Source organism: Nocardioides sp. Leaf307 (genome assembly GCF_001423135.1).
In the GTDB taxonomy this organism is placed as follows: domain Bacteria; phylum Actinomycetota; class Actinomycetes; order Propionibacteriales; family Nocardioidaceae; genus Nocardioides; species Nocardioides kribbensis.
In genome coordinates this window covers 1,284,508-1,306,084 of the sequence record NZ_LMNY01000001.1, presented here as the reverse complement: position 1 = coordinate 1,306,084, position 21,577 = coordinate 1,284,508, and the positions used below count along the sequence as shown (strand labels likewise).

Sequence of the window (21,577 nt, the reverse complement as noted above, 5' to 3'; positions counted from 1 at the left end):
GTTAAGCCTTGGCGCCCGCCCAGGCGAGGAGGCGCTCCCGGGGCCAGGTCGTCACGATCCGCTCGGGGTCGATCCCCGCGGCCTCGGCGCGCTCGGCGCCGTGGTCGAGGAAGTCGAGCTGGCCAGGGGCGTGGGCGTCGCTGTCGATGGAGAAGAGGCAGCCGATGTCGCGGGCCAGCTCCAGCAGCCGGGTCGGCGGGTCGCGGCGCTCCGGGCGGGAGTTGATCTCGACCGCGACGTCGTGCTCGGCGCAGGCCTCGAAGACCGCCCGGGCGTCGAACTGCGACTCCTTGCGGGTCCCCCGCCCGCCGGTCACCAGCCGGCCGGTGCAGTGGCCGAGCACGTTGGTCCAGCGCTGACCGACCGCCGCCACCATGCGGCGGGTCATCGCGTCGCCGTCCATGGCCAGCTTGGAGTGCACGCTGGCCACGCGTACGTCGAGCCGCGCCAGCATCGCGTCGGTCTGGTCGAGCGAGCCGTCGTCGAGGATGTCGACCTCGATGCCCTTGAGCAGCGTGAAGCCGCCGGCGGGTCCCCCGAGGTGGTCGTTGACCGCGTCGACCACGTCGAGCTGGCGGGCCAGCCGCTCGGCGCTGAGGCCGCGGGCCACCTTCAGCCGTGGCGAGTGGTCGGTCAGGACCTGGTACTCGTGGCCCAGCTCGATGGCGGTGAAGGCCATCTCCTCGATCGGCGAGCCGCCGTCGGACCAGTCGGAGTGGGAGTGCAGGTCACCGCGCAGCAGCGCGCGCAGCTCCTGCCCGCCCGTCGCCAGCGGACCCGCGTGCTCGGCCTCCAGCCGCGCCAGCCGCTCCGGCCGGATCCCGCGCACGGCGTCGGAGACCACCGCGGCGGTGCTGGAGCCGATGCCGGGCAGGTCGGTGAGGGTGCCCTCGTCGACGGCCCGGGCGACCTCGTCGTCGTCCATCGTGAGCAGCGTGGCCACGGCCCCGCGGTAGGCCTTGACCTTGTTGGTGTCCTCCCGGCCCCGCTCGAGCAGGAAGGCGATGCGGCGCAGTGCCGCGACCGGGCCGTCCGTGTAGGCCCCGTCCTCGGCCATGCTCAGCGACCCTGGAAGTGCGGGCGCCGCTTCTCCTGGACGGCGCGGATGCCCTCCTGGAGGTCCTCGGTGGCCATGGTGACCGGCTGGGCCAGCGCCTCCCACTGCAGGGCGTGCTCGAGGTCGGCGTGGCCGCCGCGCAGGGCCAGGGTGGTCAGCCGCGCGGCCACGGGGGCGGAGGCCGCCACGCCGGCCGCGGCGTCCAGCACCTGCTCCAGGAACGTCTCCTGCTCCACCACCCGCGAGACCAGGCCGAGTCGCAGCGCCTCGTCGCCCTCGACCAGGCGCCCGGTGAGGAAGAGGTCGCGAGCAGCGGCCGGACCGACGACGTCGGGCAGCAGCCAGGTGCCGGCCATGCCCGGGTGCAGACCGAGCTTGAGGAAGGGCACGCCCATCCGCGCCCCGCGCGCGGCCCACCGCACGTCGCAGGCCAGGGCCAGGCAGAGCCCGGCACCGATGGCCGGGCCGTTGACCGCGGCGAAGGTGGGCACCTCGAGGCGCCGGATCGAGAGCCAGGCGCGGTAGAAGGCCATCATCCGGGTGCGGTGGCGGTCGACGCCGGCCTCCGGCTCGCTGGCCAGCCAGCTGGTGACCCCGCCGGAGGTGAAGGCCGAGCCCTCCCCCGTGACGACCACCGCGCGCAGCGACGCGTCGCCGGCCAGGTCGTCGACCGCGCGCACCCACGAGGCCGTCATCTCCTCGGTCATGGCGTTGCGCTGCTCGGGGTTGTCGAGCACCAGCAGGGCGACGCCCTCGCGCGGGCGCTCCACGCGCAGGTGCTCGTAGGTCGTGGGCTGGTCCGAGGTGAGGTCGGTCATGGCCCCGAACATAGCGGCCGACCCGCCCGCGCGGAGCCTGTGGACGACCGCCGGCCGACCGGGCCGAGCGGGGTAGGAGCGCCACGTGCCCTCCCACACGACGTCTCCCCCGGCCGCCCGGTCCACGCTCCTGCCCGGCCTGGTCGTCGCGACCCGTGAGGCCGGCCGCCTCCAGGTCGGTCTCGACGAGCCACGGCGCGTCGTGCTCCCCGACCACCCCGACGTACGCCGGCTCCTCGCCGCCCTGCGCGACCGCACCCCGCCGACTCCCACGACGCCCGAGGGCGTGCGCGCGCTGACCGCCCTGGTCGGGGCCGGCCTGGTCGTCGACGCCGACCTGCTCGACGCAGCCGGCGCCGGCACCGCGGCTCCCGGGGCCGTGGCCGCGGCGTTCGCGGCCTACGGCGACGCCGCGGCGCTGCTGCTGCAGCGGCGCTCGGAGGCCGTGGTGGCGGTCGAGGGCGGTGACACCGTGCCGGTGGCGGCCACCGACCTCGCCGTGCGACTGCTGCGCGAGGCGGGGGCGGGGGTCGCCGACCCCGGTGAGGCCCGGGGAGCCGGCGGGGGCCGGGCCCGACGGGCGGACGCCGCGCGAGCCCCGGCGACCAGGCCCGACGTCGTGCTCCGCCTCAGCGCGGGCCCCCCGGCCCGGGCCGGTCTCGACCCCTTCCTGCAGGAGGCGCAGCCGCACCTGCTCGTCGTCGGTGGCCCCGACGGCGTCGTCGTCGGCCCCTTCGTGGAGCCGGGGGTCACCGCCTGCCTGCGGTGCGTCGACGCCGCCCGGGCCGAGCACGACCCCCGGCGCGGGCTCGTGCTCGAGCAGGTCGCCGCCGCGCCGGCACCGGTCGCCCCGCTCGACCCGGCCCTGCTGCACCTCGCGGTGTCGTGGGCCGTGCGCGACGTCGTCACCTACCTCGACGGCGGCACCCCGTCGACGTGGTCGACCACGGTCGAGGTCGACGAGCTGCTCTCGTGCCGGAGCCGGCGCTGGCTGCGGCACCCGCGGTGCGGCTGCTCCTGGGACGGCGCGCAGGTGGGCTGAGCGGGACGGCGTCGGTGAGTGGCGGGGGACGGCACCGTCGGCGGCCCTCGACCCGTCGTATCCCGCCACTTCCCGGGCCAGCCGGCCGGCGACCGGGGGCAGCCCCGCGTGGCGGGGCCGGTGCTGGCGGCGCCCGCAGTGACCGAGCGTGCGGCAAGTGGCGGAAGACGACACCTCCAGGCGCCCTCGACCCGTCGTATCCCGCCACTTCCCGGGTCAGCGGGCCGGCGACGGSACACAGGCCCCGCCYGGCGGGATCCGGCGCTGGCGGYGCTCRCGGTGACCGAACGTGCGMSAARTGGCGGGAGACGACACCTCCAGGCGCCCTCGACCGGTCGTWTCCCGCCACTTCTCGGGCCACCGAACGTGCGACAAATGGCGGGAGACGACACCTCCAGGCGCCCTCGACCCGTCGTATCCCGCCACTTCCCGGACCGGCCGGCCGGCGACGTGACCCAGCCCCGCGCGGGGCCGGCGCTGGCGGCGCTGGCGGTGACCGAATGTGCGGCAAGTGGCGGGAGCCGACACCTCCGGGCGCCCTCGACCGGTCGTTTCCCGCCACTTCTCAGGCCGGCCGGCCGGCGACGGGACACAGCCCCGCTTGGCGGGGCCGGCGCTGGCGGCGCTCGCGGTGACCGAACGTGCCGTAAGTGGCGGGAGACGACACTCCCGGCGCCCTCGACCGGTCGTTTCCCGCCACTTCTCGGGCCGGCCGGCGACGAGACACAGCTCCGCGCGGCGGGGCCGGCGCTCGCGGTGACCGAACGTGCGCGAAGTGGCGGGAGACGACACCTCCAGGCGCCCTCGACCGGTCGTTTCCCGCCACTTCTCGGGCCGGCCGGCGACGGGACACAGCCCCGCCTGGCGGGATCCGGCGCTGGCGGCTTCGACCGGTCCTATCCCGCCACTTCTCAGGCCGGCCGGCCGGCCGGCGACGGGACTCAGCCCCGCGTGGCGGCAGCGCTCGCGGGGGTCGACCGTCCGAGGCGGGGTGCCCGAGACCTCCACCGACCACTCGAGCACCGACGGGGCACGACGTGACGATCCCGAGGACCGTCCGGGCCCGCGCCCGGCCGGGGCGTCTACCAGTGCTCGGAGTCGAGCTTGCCCTCCAGGGCGCGCAGGTGGCGACGCGCGCAGGTCACGCAGAGGTCCTGGCGGCGTCCGCGCTCGAACGACACCGTCCAGGCCAGCAGCCGCTGCGGGTCGTCCTCGACGGTGCCGCACAGGTCGCAGGTGGTGCTCATCCCCCGACCCTAGACCTGTCGCACGCGCCCGAGCCGGGCACGACGAGGTCGTGCCCGGCTCGGGTCGGTGTGCCGCGTGCGCTCAGAGCGCGCGGGCGAGGGCGAGGCGCGCCTGCTGGGCGGCCGCCTCGGAGCGGCGGGCCAGCCGCTTGGCCTTGGCCAGGCGCTGGTCGCGGCGGGTGTGCGCCTCTCCCAGGCGCTCGGACATTTGTATGCGTGCCAGTTCTTCGTGCATGAGATTCATCGTGGTGCTCCGGTTCGGGTCGCTGTGGGTGTCGGTGCGGGGGTCGGCGTGGCTGCCTGCGCGGATCGCGGCGTCGAGCCGGGTCGTGGTCGGGGTGGTCATGGTCGTGGTGCCTCCTGGTCGGGTCGGTGCGCTCAGAGCGCGCGGGCGAGGGCGGTGCGGGCCTGCTGGACGGCGCGCTCGGCTCGCCGGCTGCGACGGTGCACCCGGGCCAGCTCGTGGCCGCGGCGCTGACGCTGCGCCTCGTCGAGGCGGGAGGTGACCTGGGCTCGGGCCAGGTGGTCGTTGAGCGGGTACATCACGGGATCCTTCGGGTCTCGGGTGGTGCCGGGTCGTGCGGACGGGGTGGAGCAGGACGGTGCCGGCGGCGGTCAGGCCGCCACCTCGCTCTTGCGAGGACGGCCGCGTGGCCGCTTGCGGGGGATGACGACGCCCTGGAGGAAGAGCTCGCCGCCCCAGACGCCCCAGGGCTCGCGCCGCTGCAGCGCACCGTCGAGGCAGAGGTGCCTGACGGGGCAGCTGCCGCAGAGGGCCTTGGCGTGCTCGACGTCCTGGGGGGTCTCGGCGAACCAGAGCTCGGGGTTGTTCGTGCGGCACGGCATGAGTGCGTCGTCGACGTCGACGGCGCGGTCGTGCAGCAGACCGAGGGTGGGCTCGACCGTCTCGTGGCGGTGGAGGTCGCTGATGGTCATGTGTGTCACCTCCTTGTCCTTGACCGGTCGCTGGGTGGTGCGGGGGTTCGTGGGGCCCGGGGTTCCCGGGGTCCTGGGGGAATGCAAAAGGCCGCGGATCCCGGGTTACGGGTTCCGCGGCCTGGAGGCTGCCGAGCTGTCGAGGATCAACAGGTCGGTGGACTCCAGGCGAGGACACCCGGGATGAAGGCGTGGCCGAAGGCCAGATCGCCCGCGACGACGCCCTGGCGCTCGGCGGCGACGGACACGACGGCGGAGGACACGGCGGCGGAGGACACAGTGGTCCCCTGGGTCGACGCGGTGAAGGCGATCGTGCGGCCGCAGACGGGCAGGGTGGAGCGGGACGGGGTCTGAGCCGTCATCCAGAGCTTGGTGCTGGCCATCGGGGCCACCTCCTTCGGTGCGTCGTGCGCCGGCTTCGTCAGGGCCGTGGTGCGCTGCTGGTCGTGTGGTGAGGAAACTACCGGGCTGCTCCTGTAAGGAGCAAACCATTTTATGACTATTTCCAGGTTTTCTTCCGCGGCCCGCTGATCAGGGCTGCGGGGGCGCCCACGAGGGGGCTGCCGAGGGGCTGCAGAGGGGCCGCGCGGGGCGGGTCAGGAGAGCAGGGCGAGCACGTCCTCGCCGTACTTCTCCACCTTGGACCGACCGATCCCGCTGATGCGCAGCAGCGCCTCGGGGGTGCTCGGGCGCAGCTCGGCGACCAGCTGCAGGGTGGCGTCGCTGAAGACCACGAAGGCCGGCACGCTCTCCTCCCCCGCCCGCTCGCGACGCCAGTCGCGCAGCCGCTCGTAGAGCGCCTCGTCGTAGGAGGCGGGGCAGTCGACGCAGCGCCCGGTCTTCTTCTCCGCCGCGGTCGACAGCGGCTGGCCGCACTCGCGGCACGTCATCGCCTTGCGGGCGCGGCCGGGCCCGCCGGTCGGGCGCGACTGGTCGGGCAGGAGCGGGTCGAGGAAGCGCGAGGGCTTGCGCGAGGCCCGGCCGCCGGGGTTGCGGGCCAGCGACCACGACAGGCTCAGCTCCGCGCGGGCGCGCGTCATGCCGACGTAGAGCAGGCGGCGCTCCTCCTCGACCGCCTCGGGGGTCTCGGCGTAGGTGATCGGCATCGTGCCGTCCTGCAGGCCGCACAGGAAGACGGCGTCCCACTCCAGGCCCTTGGCGGCGTGGAAGGTGGCCAGCGTGACCCCGTCGGCCACCGGCGCGTGCTGCTCGGCCGCACGGCGGTCGAGGTCGTCGACGAAGGCCCCGAGGGAGGCGCCGGGCTGGCCGGCGTGCTCGGCGGCCTGGTCGACGAGGGCCTGCCACGACTCCCACCGGTCGCGGGTCTGCCCGCGGGCGGTGGGCGGCTGGTCGGTCCAGCCCATCGCGGCCAGCGTGGCCCGCACGACCTCGACGATCTCGTCGGGGTCGGTGACCTCGGCGCTGGAGCGGGCGGTGCCGCGAAGCCGGGTGACGGCCTCGCGCACCTCGGGGCGGTCGAAGAACCGTGCCGCGCCGCGCACGACGTAGGGGATGGAGCGCGCCGAGAGCGCCTCCTCGTAGGCCTCGGACTGCGCGTTGATGCGGAAGAGCACCGCGACCTCCGACATCGGGTGGCCGCTCTCGCGCAGGGCGAGGATGCGGGCGGCGGTGGCCTCGGCCTCGGCGACCTCGTCGGGGTGGGGGGCGTAGCGCACGGCGGCGCCGCCCGGGCGCTGGGCCTGCAGCGAGACGCCCTCGCTGCCCGACCCGGCCAGCAGGGTGTTGGCCGCGCCCACGACCTGCGGCGTGGAGCGGTAGTTGCGCACCAGCTCCACCGACGTCGTGCCGGGGTGGCGCTGGGGGAACTCGCGCAGGTAGCGCGCGTCGGCGCCGGCGAAGGAGTAGATGGTCTGGGCGGGGTCGCCGACCACGCACAGCTCGTCGCGACCGCCGAGCCACAGGTCGAGCAGGGCCGACTGCAGCGGCGAGACGTCCTGGAACTCGTCGACGACGAACCACTTGTACTGCCGGCGCACCTGGGCCGCGACCCGCTCGTCCTCGGCGAGCAGCCCGGCCGTGAGCAGCAGGATGTCCTCCATGTCCATGCGGCCCTGCCCGCGCTTGACCTCCTCGTAGCTGGAGAAGATCCGTCCCACGGTCTCGGCGTCGTGGCCGGTCACCGTGCGGCCGCGCTGGGTGGCGACCCGGGCGTAGTCGTCGGGGTGGACGTTGCTCACCTTGGCCCACTCCACCTCCGAGGCCAGGTCGCGCAGCAGCGCCTGGTCGGCGTTGATGCGGTGGCGTCGCGCGGCGCCCGCGAGCAGGGGGATCTTCGACTCCGTGAGCCTCGGGAGCTCGGTGCCCTGGACCTGGGGCCAGAAGTAGCGGAGCTGGCGCAGCGCGGCGGCGTGGAAGGTGCGCGCCTGGACTCCCCCGGCGCCCAGCACCCGCAGCCGCTGGCGCATCTCCCCCGCCGCGCGGGTGGTGAAGGTGACCGCCAGGACCTCGGTGGGCACGTAGACCCCCGAGGCCACGCCGTGGGCGATGCGGTGGGTGATGGCCCGGGTCTTGCCGGTGCCCGCGCCGGCGAGGACGCGCACCGGTCCGCGCAGCGTCTCGGCGACCTGGCGCTGCTCGGGATCGAGGGCGTCGAGGAGGTCGGCGGGGCGGGTCACGAGGGGAACAACTCCTGGGGCAGGCTGGTTGACGACAGGTACGACGACGCCCGCCTCGGGCGTCGTGACCACCCTAGATGTCGGAGGCGACAGTCCCAGATGAGCTCGTTCACGATGTACTCCACCCCCTGGTGCGGCTACTGCCACCGCCTCAAGAGCCAGCTGGACCGTGAGGGCATCTCCTACGACGTCGTCGACATCGAGCAGCAGCCCGACGCGGCGCTGATCGTGGAGCAGGCCAACAACGGCAACCAGACCGTGCCCACGCTGGTCTTCAGCGACGGCACGTCCCAGACCAACCCCTCGCTGGCGCAGGTCAAGGAGAAGCTGGCCGCGCTGGCCTGAGCGCGGTGGCGGACCACCCGCCCGGCCGGCTCACCACTGGCCGGGCAGCGGCCCGCCGTACCAGTGCTCCACGAGGGAGCGGCTGATGGAGACCCCGCCGGGCAGCACGAGCGTGCCGGCGCGGGTCTCCTCGAGCATCTGGGCGCGGGTGAACCAGCGCGCCTCCTCGATCTCGACCTCGTCGACCTCGATCCGCGTGCTCGTGGCGCGGCCCACGAAGCCCACCATGAGGCTCGCGGGCATCGGCCAGGGCTGGTTGCCGAAGTAGGACACCTCGCCCACCTCGACCCCGGTCTCCTCGGCCACCTCGCGGCGCACGGCGTCCTCGAGGCTCTCCCCGGGCTCGTAGAAGCCCGCCAGGGTCGAGAAGCGTCCGCGTGGCCAGACCCGCTGGCGTCCCAGGAGGCACAGCTCGTCGTCGGCACCGGGCTCGCCGTGGGTGACCAGCATGATCACCGCGGCGTCGGTGCGGGGGAACTGGGTGCGCCCGCAGCGAGGGCAGGTGAGCTCGTGCCCGGCGGCGCGCGGCTCCAGCGGGGTGCCGTCGCGGGGGCAGAAGCGGGTCACGGCCAACCACTCGGCGATGCCGAGGGCGTGGAAGAGCAGCGGGGCGTCGGCGCGCGACTCCGGGGCGTCGCCGGCCAGCAGCGGCAGCAGGTCGCGCAGCCCGGCCCACCCCGGCTCGTCGGGGTCGGGACGGTCGGTGACCAGGGCGAACCACGCCCGGTCGTCGCGCTCGCCCAGCAGCACCCGCAGCCCGTCGGGTGTCTCGTCGGGTCGCACCCAGTCGATCCGGCCGCCCCGCGGGCGCACCTGCGCGCCCGCCACCACCAGCACCCGGGTCGCCGGGTCGGCCCACTGCTGCTCGAGCCAGGCCTCGTCACGTCTGCGCACCGACGCCCGGTCGTGCGCGTCGACGGTCAGCAGCGTGTGGGGAGCGGTCACGCAGCGACCCTAGGCCGCCCGGACAACCCGGGAAGCGTCGGGCCCGTCGCGGCGTTCTCCCGACATGGCAGCGCCCGTGACCCTCCTCGACGCGGTGGTCGTGGGCGCCGGCCAGGCCGGCCTGTCGGCCTCCCACCACCTGCGCCGGCTCGGTCTGCGCCACGTCGTCCTCGACGCCGAGACCGCGCCCGGCGGTGCCTGGCAGCACCGTTGGGACACCCTCACCATGCGCGACGTGCACGGCGTGGCCGACCTGCCCGACTCCCCCGCGCCGCGGCCCGGCGAGGAGCGCGCCAACGTGGTCGTGCCCGCGTGGTTCGCCGCCTACGAGCGTGAGCAGGCCCTGCCCGTGGTGCGGCCGGTGCGCGTCGAGCGCGTCGAGCCGGCAGACCCCGCCGACCCCGGCGGCCCGCTGCGGGTCGTGGCCGGCGACCGCACCTGGACCACCCGCACCCTGGTCAACGCGACCGGCACGTGGAGCCGACCGTTCGTGCCCGCCTACCCCGGCGCGCGGACCTTCCGCGGGCTGCAGCTGCACACCCACGACTACCGCGGGCCCGAGGCGCTGCGCGAGAGGCGCACCGTCGTCGTCGGCGGCGGGGCCTCCGCGGTGCAGCTGCTCGGCGAGCTCGCCCCGGTCACCGACACCCTGTGGGTCACCCGCCGCCCCCCGGTCTGGCGCACCGACGACCTCACCCCGGAGGCCGGCCGCGCCGCGGTCGCCCTGGTCGAGGAGCGCGTACGCCGCGGGCTGCCGCCCGCCAGCGTGGTGAGCGTGACCGGGCTGGCCCTGCGGCCCCAGGAGCAGGCGGCGGCCGCGCTCGGCGCCTACGAGCGACGGCCGGTGTTCCGCAGCATCGAGCCCGACGGGCTCCGCTGGGCCGACGGGTCCTTCGAGCCGGCCCAGGCCCTCCTGTGGGCCACCGGCTTCCGCGCCGAGCTGTCCCACCTCGCGCCCCTGGGTCTGCGCGGCCCCGGCGGCGGCATCGCCGTCGACGGCACCACCGTCGTGACCGATCCGCGGGTGCACCTGGTCGGCTACGGCCCCTCGGCCAGCACCATCGGCGCCAACCGCGCCGGGCGGTCCGCCGCGCTCGCCGTCCTGCGTCTGCTGCAGGGCCGCGAGGCCGGGGCCGCGCTCACCGCGACGGGCTGAGCAGCGCCTCCAGCTCCTCGCGGCCGGGCAGGTCGACGGGCTCGACCACGCTGCCGGTGCGCACGAGGTAGAACGCGGCGCGCACCTGCTCGGGCGCCACGCCGTGGAGCTCGGCCCAGGCCAGGCGGTAGAGCGCGAGCTGCATCGGGTCGGTGGCCTCGGCGCGACCGGTCTTCCAGTCGACCAGCAGCCAGCCCCCGTCGGGCTCGGCGTAGACGGCGTCGATGCGCCCGCGCACGACCTGACCGGCCAGGACCAGGGCGAAGGGGGCCTCCACCTGGTGGGGCACCCGGGTGGCGAAGGGACCGGACTCGAAGGTCGCGACCAGCGCCTCGAGGTCGGCGTCGTCGTCGATGCCGGCGTCGGCGCGCCCGGGGAGGTCGCCGTAGTCGAAGAGGTCCTGCTGGCCGAAGCGCGCCTCGACCCAGGCGTGGAAGCGGGTGCCGAAGCGGGCCGCGGCCGAGGGCGGGCGCGGCATCGGACGGGCCAGGTCTCGCGCGAAGGCCTCGGGGTCCTCGCGCAGCCGGGAGACCGCCGTGGCCGACAGGCTCGAGGGCATCGGGACCGCGACGTGCTCGGAGCGGTCGCGCCGGGCCTCGGCGAGCAGCCGGTCGAGCTCGGCGTCCCACTCCGCGACCCGGGCCGCCTCGATCATGTCGAGGCCGAGGTCGGGCGCGCCCACCACGGCCGTGCGCACCCGCTCGGCCGCCTCCCGGCGCAGGGCTGCCTCGCGGCCCACGGCGGTGCTCGGCCACGGGCGCGACGGGTCGACCGCGTCGTAGGGGTTGGGGTCGCCCTTCGCGGGCTTCTCCCGCCACGGCCGCGGCGGCTCGCCCCAGGCCTCGACCCTCTCGGCGACCACCCGCTGGTAGGCCGACGGTCCGAAGGGGGTCGTGCGGGAGGTCCAGCAGTAGCTGGTGACCGACAGCACGTGCGCGGCGCGGGTGAAGGCGACGTAGCCCAGGCGCAGCTCCTCCTCGGCGTCGTGGGCGCGTGTGGCGGCGCGGTAGGCGTCGAGGGCCGCCTTGTCGTGGCCGGCGAGCTGCGGCAGGTCGGGAGCGTCGCCGCGCAGCGGGGCGGGCAGCACGCTGGGCGAGGAGGTCCACAGGGTGCGTGAGCGGTTGGAGGGGAAGCGGGTCTCGCAGACCCCGACGAGGAAGACCGCGTGCCACTCCAGACCCTTGGAGCGGTGCACCGTGAGCAGCTTGACCGAGTCGGCCAGGGTCGGCGTGGCGACGTCGAGGCCGTTGCCCTGGTCGTCCTCGGCGGTGAGGTAGGCCAGCAGCGCCGGGAGGCCCACGTCGCCGTCGACGGCCTGGAAGTCGGCCACGGCGCGCACGAAGAGGTCGAGGTTGTCGCGCCGCGAGAGGGCGGCCGGGTCGACGGCGGAGGCGAGCTCCACGTCGACGCCCGTGAGGTCGACGATGCGGCGCACGACGTCGAGCAGGGGCTCGCCGACGTGCGAGCGCAGCAGGCGCAGCTCCGCGCCGAGCAGCGCGAAGCGCTCGCGGGCCTCCGCGGAGAACGGCAGGTCGCCGGGGTCGGCCAGGGCGTCGTCGAGGCAGGCCACCTCGGCGGGGTCGATGCCGTCGGCGATGTCGAGCAGGTGGTCGGTCACCGAGCCGGCCTCGGCCCCCCGCCCGCCCCGGCCGGCGATCTCGTCGGCGCGCTGGCCCAGCAGGCGCAGGTCGCGCGCCCCGATCGCCCACCGCGGCCCGGTGAGCAGCGTGAGCAGCGCGGCGTTGGCGGTCACGTCGTGGAGCAGGTGCAGCACCGCGACCACCTCGGCCACCTCGGGCAGCCGCAGCAGGCCGGAGAGACCGACGATCTCGACGGGCACCCCGGCCCCCGACAGGGCGTCGAAGACCTCGGCGGCGTGGGCGTTGTCGCGGGTGAGCACGCCGATGTCGCTCCAGGTGGTGCCGCGCTCGCCGCCGTGGACCGCCTGCACGTCCTCCACGAGGCGGGCCAGCTCGTCGGCGTGGGTCTCGAGCACCTCGGCGCCCACGACGCCGGGCTCCGCGCCGGGCTTGGCCTGGAGCGGCTCCACCTGGTCGTAGCGCTCGTACAGGGGGGCCGCCAGCGCGTTGGCGACCTCGAGGATGCGCGCGTCGGAGCGCCGGTTGACCGTCAGCGGCAGCACCGGCACCGCGCCCCCGCGTGCCGCGGGGAAGGTGTCGGCGAAGTTGAGGATGTTGGAGACCGACGCGCCGCGCCAGCCGTAGATCGCCTGGTTGGGGTCGCCCACCGCGGTGACGGCGTGCCCTCGGCCGCGGGCCTCGTCGGGCCCGGAGAAGAGCCGGGAGAGCATGGTCGCCTGCGCGACCGAGGTGTCCTGGTACTCGTCGAGCAGCACGACCCGGAAGGCCGCCCGCTGCGCGAGGCCCACGTCGGGCTGCTCGCTGGCCAGCCGCGCCCCCAGCTCGATCTGGTCGGAGAAGTCCATCAGGCCGAGCTCGGCCTTGAGCCGGCGGTAGCCGGCCACGAGCTCGAGCAGCTCCCCGCGACGGTCGATGGCCGAGAGCGCGGCCTCGACGGGCTTGCGGTAGGTCGTGCGGTCCTTGCCGGCGCGCTCCGCGGCGAGGGCGGCCGCGAACCCGGCTCGGGCCTCGGCGTCCACCCGGCGGACGTCGTCGGGGCCGACGAGGTGCTCGCTCATGGCGCTGTCGAGGGCGAGGAGGTTCTGGATCGCGGTGGGCGGGTGGTCGGTGAGCTGGTGGATGTCGCCGGTGAAGCGCTCCACGACCCGGGCGCCGAGCTGGTAGCGCGCGGCATCGGTGACCACGCGGGTGTCGGGCTCGTGGCCGATGCGCAGGCCGTGCTCGGTGAGCAGGTTGGCGGCGTAGGCGTTGTAGGTGAGCACGCTGGGCTCCAGGACCTCCTCGACGGCGTCGTCGTCGCGCGCGCCGCCCCGCGGCAGCGGCTCGTCGAGCACGCCCGCGGTGCGCAGCGCGGCCCGGATCCGCTGGCGCAGCTCGCTGGCCGCCTTGGTGGTGAAGGTCAGGCCCAGCACCTGCTCGGGGCGCACCTGCCCGGTGACGACGAGGTAGACCACCCGCGCCGCCATCAGGGTGGTCTTGCCCGACCCGGCGCCGGCGATGACGACGCCGGGGGCCAGCGGGGCCGAGATCGCGGCCCACTGCTGGTCGCTGGGCGCGTAGTCGGTCTGCATCACCCGCTGCAGGTCGGCCGGGGTGTCGATGCGCAGCGGCGCACGGCCCGTGCCGGGGGTCGGGGGTGTCGGGGGGATCGGGGGGATCGCGCTCACGAGGCGGTCACCGCCCCGGCGCCCTTGATCGGACAGATCGCGACGAAGTCGCAGTCGCGGCAGTGCTGCCCCACCACGGCGGGGAAGGACTCGCGCCGCAGCATCACCGCGCCGTGGGCGAGCTTGTCGCGCAGGGCCTCGCGCCCCCGGCTGCCGGCGGGCTGGGGATCCTGCGGCTGGACGACGGCGTGCTCGGTGTCGTCGAGGGCGCCCAGCTGCACCAGCTCGGCACCGCCGGCGACGCCGTGCCCGTCCTCGGGCAGCACCGCGTCGACGGCGCCGCTGTCCACGGCGTACTGGTAGAGGGCCAGCTGCACGTGCTCCTGCACCGAGGAGGTCGAGGGGGCGGTGCGTCCGGTCTTGAGGTCGACCACGACGACGCGCCCGTCGTGGTCGAGCTCGAGACGGTCGGCGTAGCCGTTGAGCAGCACCTGCTCGCCGTCGGGGAGGTCGACGACGGTGGAGAAGCGCGCCTCGGTCCGCAGCAGCCGCCGGGCGTTGGTGTGGTGCCAGCGCAGGAAGCGCGCCAGCGCCACCCTCACCCGGGCGTGCTCGCGCGCCCGCGACCACGGGGTGCGGAACTCCAGGCGGCCCCACACCGCGTCGACGTGGGTCATCAGCAGGTCGACGTCGTCGGGCCCCGCCGCCAGCTCACCCGTGGCGACGCGCTCGGCCAGGGCGTGGAGCATCTTGCCCAGGTTGGCCGACTGATGGGAGCGGGCCGCTCCCCCGGCCTCGCGCTCCAGGAACCACCGCATCGGGCAGGTCTGGAGGGCCTCGAGCACGCTCGCCGAGATCGGCACCGGCCGGTCGGGGTCGCGCACCGGCTGCACCGAGCGGGTGGCGGCGCGGGTGCCCCACCAGCTCGCGGGATCGGCGTGCGGGGCGAGCGGCCGGGTGCCGGCGCTCTCCCCCGCGAGCCGCGCCAGCCGTCGCGCGGCGGCGTCGCGCAGCGCGGGCGTCGTCGCGGGGTCGGCGACGGTGCGTCGCAGCTCGCTCACCAGGCCGTCCATCGACAGCGGGCGCTCGGGTCGCCCCACCACGGCCTCGACGCTGACGCCGAGCTCGTCGAGGAAGCGGGAGGGCTGCTCGCCGTCGTCCTCCGGGGAGGCGACGGCGGTGACCACGAGCCGCTGGCGCGCACGCGTGCAGGCGACGTAGAAGAGGCGACGCTCCTCGGCCAGCAGCTCGCGCGCGGAGACCGGCGGCACGAGCTCGCCCTCCCCGATGCGGTCGGCCTGCAGCAGGGTGGTGCGCCGCCGCAGGTCGGGCCAGGCGTCCTGCTGCACGTGGGCGACCACGACCAGGCGCCACTCCAGCCCCTTGGAGCGGTGGGCCGTCAGCAGCCGCACGGCGGCGCCCCGGGTGCCCTGCTCGGCGAGGGTGTCGGCCGGGATCTCCTGGGCCACCAGGGTGGCGAGGAAGGAGCGGACGCCGCGGTGGTCGCGCTGCTCCTCGGCGCGCGCGGCGACGTCGAAGAGGGCGCACACCGAGTCGAGGTCGCGGTGGGCGCGACGGGCCGGGGCCCCGCCCTGCTCGACCGCGCGTCGCAGCCGGGCCGGCCAGCCCGTGCCCGACCACAGCCCCCACAGCAGCTCCTCGGCGCTCACGCCGGCCTCGAGGTCGTCGCGGGCGGAGGCGAGCAGCGCGTGCAGGGCCCGGGCCCGGGTGACCTCGCCCCCCTCGAGCCCGTCGAGGAACCCCCGCTCGACCAGGGCCAGCCGCACCAGCTCCCGGGAGGGGCGGGGCGCCCGGTCCTCGGCCAGCGCCCGGTGCTTCTCGCGCACCCGCAGCTGACGGCCCAGCCGGCGCACGTCGCCGGCGTCGAGACCGCCCAGCGGCCCCACGAGCAGCGCCTCGACCCGGCCGGGGTCGAGGTGGTCGGGCGCGGTGGGGTCGGCGACCTCCAGGTCGACCACGGCGCGCAGCGCGTCGAGCAGCGGCAGCACCGCGGGGTCGCGCACGAGCGGCACCTCGTCGCTGGCGACCTCCACCGGCACCCCGGCCGCCCCCAGCGCCCGGCGCAGCGGGGGCAGCGAGGTGCGGCCCGAGCGCACGAGCACCGCCATGTCGTCCCACGCCACGCCGTCCTCGAGGTGCGCGCGCCGCAGCAGGTCGGCGAGGTGCTCGGACTCGGCGCGGTCGGTGTCGAAGGTGCGCACGACGACGCGGCCCTCGCCGAGCCGACCAGGCTCGGCCACCGGGTGCAGGAAGGCCTCGCGGGCCTGCTCGTCGATGCTGCCGGGGAGCCCGAGGCGCCCGGCGACGCGCTGGGAGGCGACGAGCAGCCGCGGGCCGAAGCGTCGGGTGGTGCGCAGGGCGACGACCTCGGCCGGGCTGCCGTCGCGGCGCGGGAAGCTGGTCGGGAAGTCGAGGATGCCGCGCACCTCGGCGCCGCGGAAGGCGTAGATCGACTGGTGCGGGTCGCCCACCACGGTGAGGTCGCGACCGTCGCCGGCCAGCGCCCGCAGCAGCGCCACCTGACCGGGGTCGGTGTCCTGGTACTCGTCGACGAAGACGTGGGAGAAGCGGCGCCTCAGCTCCTCGCGGTGGACCTCCGCCTCCAGGGTCGCCCGCCGGATCAGGTCGGAGTAGTCGGTGGCGCCCTGGGTGTCGAGCACCGTGAGGTACTGGTCGAGGAAGAGCCCGGCCGCGGTCAGCTCGGGGGCGCCGTGCACCTGCCCGAGGCGCGCCAGCTCCGCGCCGTCGAGACCCTTCTCCCGGGCCCGCGACAGCACGGCGTGCACCTCGCGTGCGAAGCCGCGGGTGCCGAGCGCCCGCTGCAGCCCCTCGGGCCAGGCCACGGCCTCGGGGGTCGGCACCAGGAGCTCGCGCAGCACGACGTCCTGCTCGGGGGCGCTCAGCAGACGCAGCGGGGCGTCGTAGAGCTCCGCCGGCGCGTACTGCCGGATCAGCGCGTAGGCGAAGGAGTGGAAGGTCGAGCTCAGGCTCGTCGCCATGGTGCGCCCCAGCCGCGCGGTGACCCGGTCGCGCAGCTGGTCGGCGGCCTTGCGCGAGAAGGTCAGCGCCAGCACCTCGTCGGGCCGCGCCCCGTCGTCGACGCGCCGCACGATCGCCTCGACCAGCGTCGTGGTCTTGCCCGTGCCCGGCCCGGCGAGCACCAGCAGCGGCCCGCCGGCGTGGTCGACCACGCGCTGCTGCTCGGCGTCGAGACGCGGCACCGACGCCTCCGCGTGCTCGTGCACGAGGTGGTAGCGCGGGGTGGCCGGACGGTCCGGGCGGGGCGGGCGGGTCACGGGCCCCATCTCAGCACCCGGCGCCGACAGCCGTTCGCGCGCCCGCCCCCGACCCGTCACCACCGGGCCACCGCCAGGGCCCCGGGGGTCGACAGCGTGAGCCGCGCCGACATCCGCACCACCCTCTCGGGAGCACCCAGATGAACGCCTCACCCCGCCCTTCCCTGACCGGGCCCGCCCTCACCGACCCCGCCCTCACCGGCCCCACCCGCCGCGCCGTCGTGGGCACCGCCCTCGGCGCCGGTGTCGGGCTCGGCGCCACCCTCACCGGCACGCTGGCCCCCGCCGCCTGGCTGCCCGGGGCCGCCGCCGCCCCGGCCCGGCCGCTGAGCCGCGACCCCTTCACCCTCGGCGTCGCCTCCGGCGACCCGCTGCCCGACGGGGTCGTCCTGTGGACCCGGCTGGCCCCCGAGCCGCTGGCCGCCGACGGCCTGGGCGGCATGCCCGCCCGCGAGGTCGCGGTGCGGTGGGAGGTCGCCACCGACGAGCGTTTCCGCCGGGTCGTGCGCCGCGGCGTGGCCCGCACCGGCCCCGACGCCGGCCACAGCGTCCACGTCGAGGTCCAGGGCCTCTCGCCCGCCCGGCCCTACTGGTACCGCTTCGCGGCCGAGCGGTGGGTCTCCCCCGTGGGCCTGACCCGCACGGCCCCGGCGTACGACTCCTCGCCGGCCTCGCTCAGCATGGCCTTCGCCTCCTGCTCGCAGTACGAGCACGGCTTCTTCACCGCCTACCGGCGCCTGGCCGAGGAGCAGCCCGAGCTGGTGCTGCACCTCGGTGACTACCTCTACGAGTACACGAAGAACGACTACGTCGTGGCGCCGGGCAACGTGCGCGACCACGAGGGCCCCGAGACCGAGACGCTGGCCGGCTACCGCCAGCGCCACGCGCAGTACAAGACCGACGCCGACCTGCAGGCCGCCCACGCCGCGGCGCCCTGGGTCGTGGTGTGGGACGACCACGAGGTCGACAACAACTGGGCCGACGAGGTCCCCGAGAAGCCGGCGGTGCCGCAGCCGGGCTTCCTGGCCCGTCGCGCCGCCGCCTTCCAGGCCTACTACGAGAACATGCCGCTGCGCCGCACGTCGGTGCCGCGGGGCATCGACCTCCAGCTCTTCCGCCGCGTGCAATGGGGCGACCTGGCCACCTTCCACATGATGGACACCCGCCAGTACCGCGACGACCAGGCCTGCGGCGACGGCACCGCGGTCGACTGCCAGGAGGCGCTCGACCCCTCGCGCACCCTCTGCGGCGACGCCCAGGAGCGGTGGCTCGTCGAAGGCCTCGCCGCCTCCACCACCACCTGGGACCTGCTGGGCCAGCAGGTCTTCTTCGCCCGCCGCGACTTCACCGCCGGCCCCACGCGGTCGCTGTCGATGGACGGCTGGGACGGCTACGCCCCCGCCCGCCAGCGCCTCGTCGACGCCCTGCCGGCCGACGCCAACACCGTGGTGCTCACCGGCGACGTGCACCGCCACTACGCCAACGACGTGCTCGCCGACTTCGACGACCCCGACTCGGCCGTGCGCGCGGCCGAGCTGGTGTGCTCCTCGGTCACCAGCGGCGGCGACGGCTCCGACACCACCGCCGCGACCGACACCCAGCTGCGCGAGAACCCGCACATCAGGTTCGCCAACAGCCAGCGCGGCTACGTCATGACCGAGATCGGCCGCGACAGCCTGCGCGCCGACTTCAAGGTCCTGCCCTACGTACGCCGCCCCGGCGCCCCGGTGTCGACGCGGCAGTCCTTCGTGGTCGAGGCCGGCCGCCCCGGCCTCCAGCAGGCCTGAGCGCACGCGCCGGGAGCCGGCACCCCGCGTGGGGTGCCGGCTCCCGGTGTCCTGCCTGCGTCGCGGTGCGCGCCCGGGTCAGGGCAGGCGCACCACCACGGTGCGCGAGGCGCTCCGCTCGACCTGCTCGGTGGCCGGGAAGACCGCCTGCAGCACGTGACGACCGCGCCCCAGGCGCACCGTCACCTTCTTGGAGCCCTCGTCGGCACGGGTGATCCGCACGGTGCGCACGACACCCTCGCCGCGCTCGCGCAGCTGCACGGTGCCCACGGCCTCGCCGAAGTTGAAGGACAGCCGCACGGTGGCCGCGGCCTTGACGGTGCCGGCCTTGCGCGCGGTGAGGCGCGTGGTCGACGTCGCCTTGGCCGGCGCGACCTCCTCGCCGGCGGGGGCGGCCCAGAACAGGCCGCGGGCGGCCTGGCTCAGCCCGCCCTTGGGGTGGGTGCGGAAGAACACCGAGGTGCCGAAGACCATGCCCCTGGCGCCGCTGGCGGCCTCACCGGAGATGACCGAGGCCTTGCCGGCCGCCTCGGCCGGACCGCCCACCGGGCTGCCCTCGGCCGTGGGGCGCCAGTGACCGGCGAGCAGCGGGTCGGCGGCGTAGGTCTGCTCGGCCGTCGTGCCCTCGCCGAGGTCGGCGAAGGACAGCGCGGGGTAGATGAACGACGCCTCCTGCGCGTACGGCGCGAGCGCCGAGCCGGCCGGGGTGTCGACCGCGACGATCCCGTTGCCGGAGCGGTTGCCGGCGACCGGGGTGGCCGAGACGAGGCCGAGCAGCGCGGCGGCGTTGTAGCCGGCCGTGCCGCGCCCCACGACGCCGTGGCCCTCGTCGAGCCAGGCCTGCAGCGCGGTCAGGCCGGGCGCCTGGGCCTCGGTGAAGCTCAGCGCCCCGCCGACCCAGAGCACGTCGGCGTCGGCGAGCACGGAGGCGTCGGTGGCCAGGCCGGCCGCGGTGACCGGCACGAGGTCGTCGAAGCCGAGCTCGAGCAGCGAGAGCTTGTCGTCCTGGGTGCCGGTGTAGGCGATGGTGAGGTCGTCGAGCCCCCGGGTGGCCTCGTCGTCGAGGGCGTCGAGGTCGGCGGCGCGGGCGCGGGTGAAGCGCACGCCGAGGTCCTCGGCGACGGCGGCGGCGGCGGCGCGGTCCTCGGGACCGACGACCGCGGAGCCGTCCTCGAGCATGGAGACGGTGACGCCCTCCTCCAGCAGTGCGTTGAGCGCCTGAAAGTCGGCGACGCCCGCGACGTCGAGCACGAGGTGCCGGCCCTCGGCCGGCACGGACCCGGTCGGGGTGGCGTCGGTCAGCGGCGTGGTGGCACCGAGGGGCGCGTCGGTGGTGAGGCCGACCTTGTCGACGGTGGCACCCCACAGGTAGGAGTAGCTCCAGGCGGAGATGTCGTACATCGACGGCACCTTGTCGGAGATGTCGGAGCCCAGGTCGAGCAGCACGTTGGCCATGCCGCGCAGCGGCTGGTGCATGTCGACGACGTAGGAGCCGGCGGGGTAGGTCGTGCCGTCGACGGTGGTGGCGCGGTCGAGCGTGCCGACCTCGACGCCGTTGAAGAGCAGCTGCTGCACGACGCGGGCGGCGTCGCTGCGCGAGCGCTGGGCGGCGCCGACGGGGATGACGTAGGCGCGCGGGAGCACGACCGGGTCCTGGTCGTCGACGGAGTCCCACAGCGGCTTCCACTCGTCGGGGCCCTCGACGGCGTCGACGGTCTCGGTGGTCAGCGACTCCTTGGGGGCGCCGGCCGCGCCACGGCGGAACATCTCGATCTGGTTGGCCAGCATCGCGTCGTCGTTGGCCACGACGTAGTCGACCATCGACTCCATCGTCTGCTTGGCCACCGCGGTGTTGATGACGGCGTCCTCGGGTGTCGTCACCGACGCGAAGGGCGTGCCGGGGGTCGAGGTGCGGCCCTTGGGCAGCTCGACGGTGCTGGTGACGGCGCCGTGGAAGGCGGCGTACTGCGCGGTGAAGATCGGCGGGAAGTCGTCCCAGCCGTCGGGGGTGTCGCGGTAGGGGATCTTGATCTTGCCGGTGTTCTCGGTGGTGTCGTCGTCGGTCGCCGGGTCGTAGTAGGTGTTGCCCGGGATCTCGGCGGCGACGACGTCGTCCTCGACCTGGCGCGCGACCGCGTAGCCGTGCGGGATGAAGAGGTCGTACTCGTAGTTCTCGCCGTGCGGCGGGCCGCAGGGCTCGACCTGGAGCACGCCGGTGTAGCCGTGGAAGTCGGCGGCGTAGAGCGCCTGGAGCGCCTGCGCGGTCTTGACGAAGGAGACCGACTCGGGGGTCTTGCTGGTGATCATGTCGCGGTTGGGGTCCAGCGAGAGCGCCGTGGCGCGGGTGGCCTTCGTGCGCCCGTCGGGGTTGAGCGAGAGCGAGAAGTAGAGCCGGTGGCCGGCCAGCATCTCCCCGACCTCCTCCTCGGGGGCGGCGACGAGGTCCTCGATGACCTGCATGGCCGCGTCGGTGCCCTCCCACTCGTTGCCGTGGATGTTGGCGCTGAACCAGATCGGCGTCTTGTAGCCGGCCGCGAGGTCGGCGTCGGCGGCCGCGGCCTCGGGCGCGGTGCGGATCTTCTCGCGCCACGCGGTCTGCTGGGCGGTCTGGGCCTCGGTCTCGGGCGCGGTGAGGGTGACCAGGTAGAGGTCGCGGCCCTCGGTGGAGGTGCCCACCAGCTGGGTCGAGATCCGGTCGCTGGAGGCCATCAGCTCGTTGAGGCGCGGGGCGAGGTCGGAGTAGGAGATGGTGCCGTTGACCGTGGTGGCGTCGGGCACGGTCGGCGCGGGCTCGTCCAGCGTCGGCTGGGCGGGGTACGACGAGGGCATCGTGATCGGCTCGCCGAACGACTCGGCGGCCGCGGCGAGCTTCGCGGCGGCCGCCGTGCTCGGGCGCGCGGCGCTCTGGTCGGGGGTGACGCCCCGGCCGCCGGCGGCGGACGTCAGCGCGGAGGACCCGCTCGGGCCCGAGGGCTCGGCGGTGGCAACGGGGGCGAGGAGCGCGAGGGTCGTCGCAGCGACAGCCATGGTGCTCAGGCTCGCGAGGGTGCGGTGGCGCAAGGGGATTCGCTTCCTGTCGTGGG

16 protein-coding genes are annotated in these 21,577 nt (G+C 75.5%); 4 read left to right on the top strand and 12 right to left on the bottom strand.

Features of this window, described 5'->3' with window-relative positions:
- Position 1 precedes the first annotated feature (1 nt).
- Complete coding sequence (locus tag ASF50_RS05960) at positions 2 to 1,057, bottom strand: PHP domain-containing protein (protein WP_056903770.1); 1,056 nt, start codon at positions 1,055 to 1,057, stop codon at positions 2 to 4.
- Positions 1,058 to 1,059: 2 nt separating this feature from the next.
- The gene (locus ASF50_RS05955) at positions 1,060 to 1,875 is read right to left on the bottom strand and encodes an enoyl-CoA hydratase/isomerase family protein (protein ID WP_056864599.1); all 816 of its coding nucleotides are present in this window, start codon (positions 1,873 to 1,875) and stop codon (positions 1,060 to 1,062) included.
- A gap of 85 nt (positions 1,876 to 1,960) precedes the next feature.
- Here ASF50_RS05955 and ASF50_RS05950 point away from each other — a divergent pair, with 85 nt between their 5' ends.
- Positions 1,961 to 2,917 (top strand): TOMM precursor leader peptide-binding protein, encoded by a 957-nt coding sequence (locus ASF50_RS05950; RefSeq protein ID WP_056903769.1) that lies wholly within the window; start codon positions 1,961 to 1,963, stop codon positions 2,915 to 2,917.
- A 1,082-nt stretch (positions 2,918 to 3,999) separates the two neighbouring features.
- On the opposite strand, the gene ASF50_RS19425 is transcribed toward ASF50_RS05950, so the two are convergent.
- From ASF50_RS19425 to ASF50_RS05930, 6 genes are all read right to left on the bottom strand, one after another.
- Entirely contained in the window at positions 4,000 to 4,164 is a 165-nt protein-coding gene (locus tag ASF50_RS19425) for a hypothetical protein (RefSeq protein ID WP_165699038.1), read from the bottom strand.
- A gap of 82 nt (positions 4,165 to 4,246) precedes the next feature.
- Positions 4,247 to 4,510: a hypothetical protein gene (locus ASF50_RS05945; RefSeq protein WP_056864013.1), complete on the bottom strand. Its 264-nt coding sequence runs from the start codon at positions 4,508 to 4,510 to the stop codon at positions 4,247 to 4,249.
- A gap of 32 nt (positions 4,511 to 4,542) precedes the next feature.
- The gene (locus ASF50_RS19420) at positions 4,543 to 4,707 is read right to left on the bottom strand and encodes a hypothetical protein (protein WP_165699037.1); all 165 of its coding nucleotides are present in this window, start codon (positions 4,705 to 4,707) and stop codon (positions 4,543 to 4,545) included.
- A 72-nt stretch (positions 4,708 to 4,779) separates the two neighbouring features.
- Entirely contained in the window at positions 4,780 to 5,100 is a 321-nt protein-coding gene (locus ASF50_RS05940; RefSeq protein WP_056864012.1) for a WhiB family transcriptional regulator, read from the bottom strand.
- 146 nt (positions 5,101 to 5,246) lie between these two features.
- Positions 5,247 to 5,483 carry a hypothetical protein gene (locus tag ASF50_RS05935; RefSeq protein ID WP_056903768.1) on the bottom strand — a complete coding sequence of 79 codons (237 nt, stop codon included), beginning with the start codon at positions 5,481 to 5,483 and terminating at the stop codon, positions 5,247 to 5,249.
- A gap of 213 nt (positions 5,484 to 5,696) precedes the next feature.
- Complete coding sequence (locus ASF50_RS05930; protein ID WP_056903767.1) at positions 5,697 to 7,736, bottom strand: ATP-dependent DNA helicase UvrD2; 2,040 nt, start codon at positions 7,734 to 7,736, stop codon at positions 5,697 to 5,699.
- A gap of 99 nt (positions 7,737 to 7,835) precedes the next feature.
- Here ASF50_RS05930 and ASF50_RS05925 point away from each other — a divergent pair, with 99 nt between their 5' ends.
- Positions 7,836 to 8,081, top strand: coding sequence for a mycoredoxin (locus ASF50_RS05925; protein ID WP_056864009.1), 246 nt, complete (start codon positions 7,836 to 7,838; stop codon positions 8,079 to 8,081).
- Positions 8,082 to 8,111: 30 nt separating this feature from the next.
- On the opposite strand, the gene nudC is transcribed toward ASF50_RS05925, so the two are convergent.
- The gene (nudC, locus tag ASF50_RS05920; RefSeq protein WP_056903766.1) at positions 8,112 to 9,026 is read right to left on the bottom strand and encodes an NAD(+) diphosphatase; all 915 of its coding nucleotides are present in this window, start codon (positions 9,024 to 9,026) and stop codon (positions 8,112 to 8,114) included.
- Between the two features lie 64 nt (positions 9,027 to 9,090).
- Between nudC and ASF50_RS05915 the strand changes: the two genes are divergently transcribed.
- Positions 9,091 to 10,182, top strand: a complete 1,092-nt coding sequence (locus ASF50_RS05915) for an FAD-dependent oxidoreductase (protein ID WP_235557566.1) — start codon at positions 9,091 to 9,093, stop codon at positions 10,180 to 10,182.
- Here ASF50_RS05915 and ASF50_RS05910 read toward each other — a convergent pair.
- Positions 10,166 to 13,450, bottom strand: coding sequence for an ATP-dependent helicase (locus tag ASF50_RS05910; protein ID WP_235557565.1), 3,285 nt, complete (start codon positions 13,448 to 13,450; stop codon positions 10,166 to 10,168). The genes ASF50_RS05915 and ASF50_RS05910 overlap by 17 nt on opposite strands.
- Positions 13,447 to 16,707 carry an ATP-dependent helicase gene (locus ASF50_RS05905; RefSeq protein ID WP_235557564.1) on the bottom strand — a complete coding sequence of 1,087 codons (3,261 nt, stop codon included), beginning with the start codon at positions 16,705 to 16,707 and terminating at the stop codon, positions 13,447 to 13,449. Before ASF50_RS05905 ends, ASF50_RS05910 begins: the two co-directional genes overlap by 4 nt.
- A gap of 140 nt (positions 16,708 to 16,847) precedes the next feature.
- Here ASF50_RS05905 and ASF50_RS05900 point away from each other — a divergent pair, with 140 nt between their 5' ends.
- Positions 16,848 to 18,494 carry an alkaline phosphatase D family protein gene (locus ASF50_RS05900; RefSeq protein WP_056903764.1) on the top strand — a complete coding sequence of 549 codons (1,647 nt, stop codon included), beginning with the start codon at positions 16,848 to 16,850 and terminating at the stop codon, positions 18,492 to 18,494.
- A 78-nt stretch (positions 18,495 to 18,572) separates the two neighbouring features.
- Here ASF50_RS05900 and ASF50_RS05895 read toward each other — a convergent pair whose 3' ends face one another.
- Positions 18,573 to 21,521 (bottom strand): M14 family zinc carboxypeptidase, encoded by a 2,949-nt coding sequence (locus tag ASF50_RS05895; RefSeq protein ID WP_156718119.1) that lies wholly within the window; start codon positions 21,519 to 21,521, stop codon positions 18,573 to 18,575.
- Positions 21,522 to 21,577: the final 56 nt, after the last annotated feature.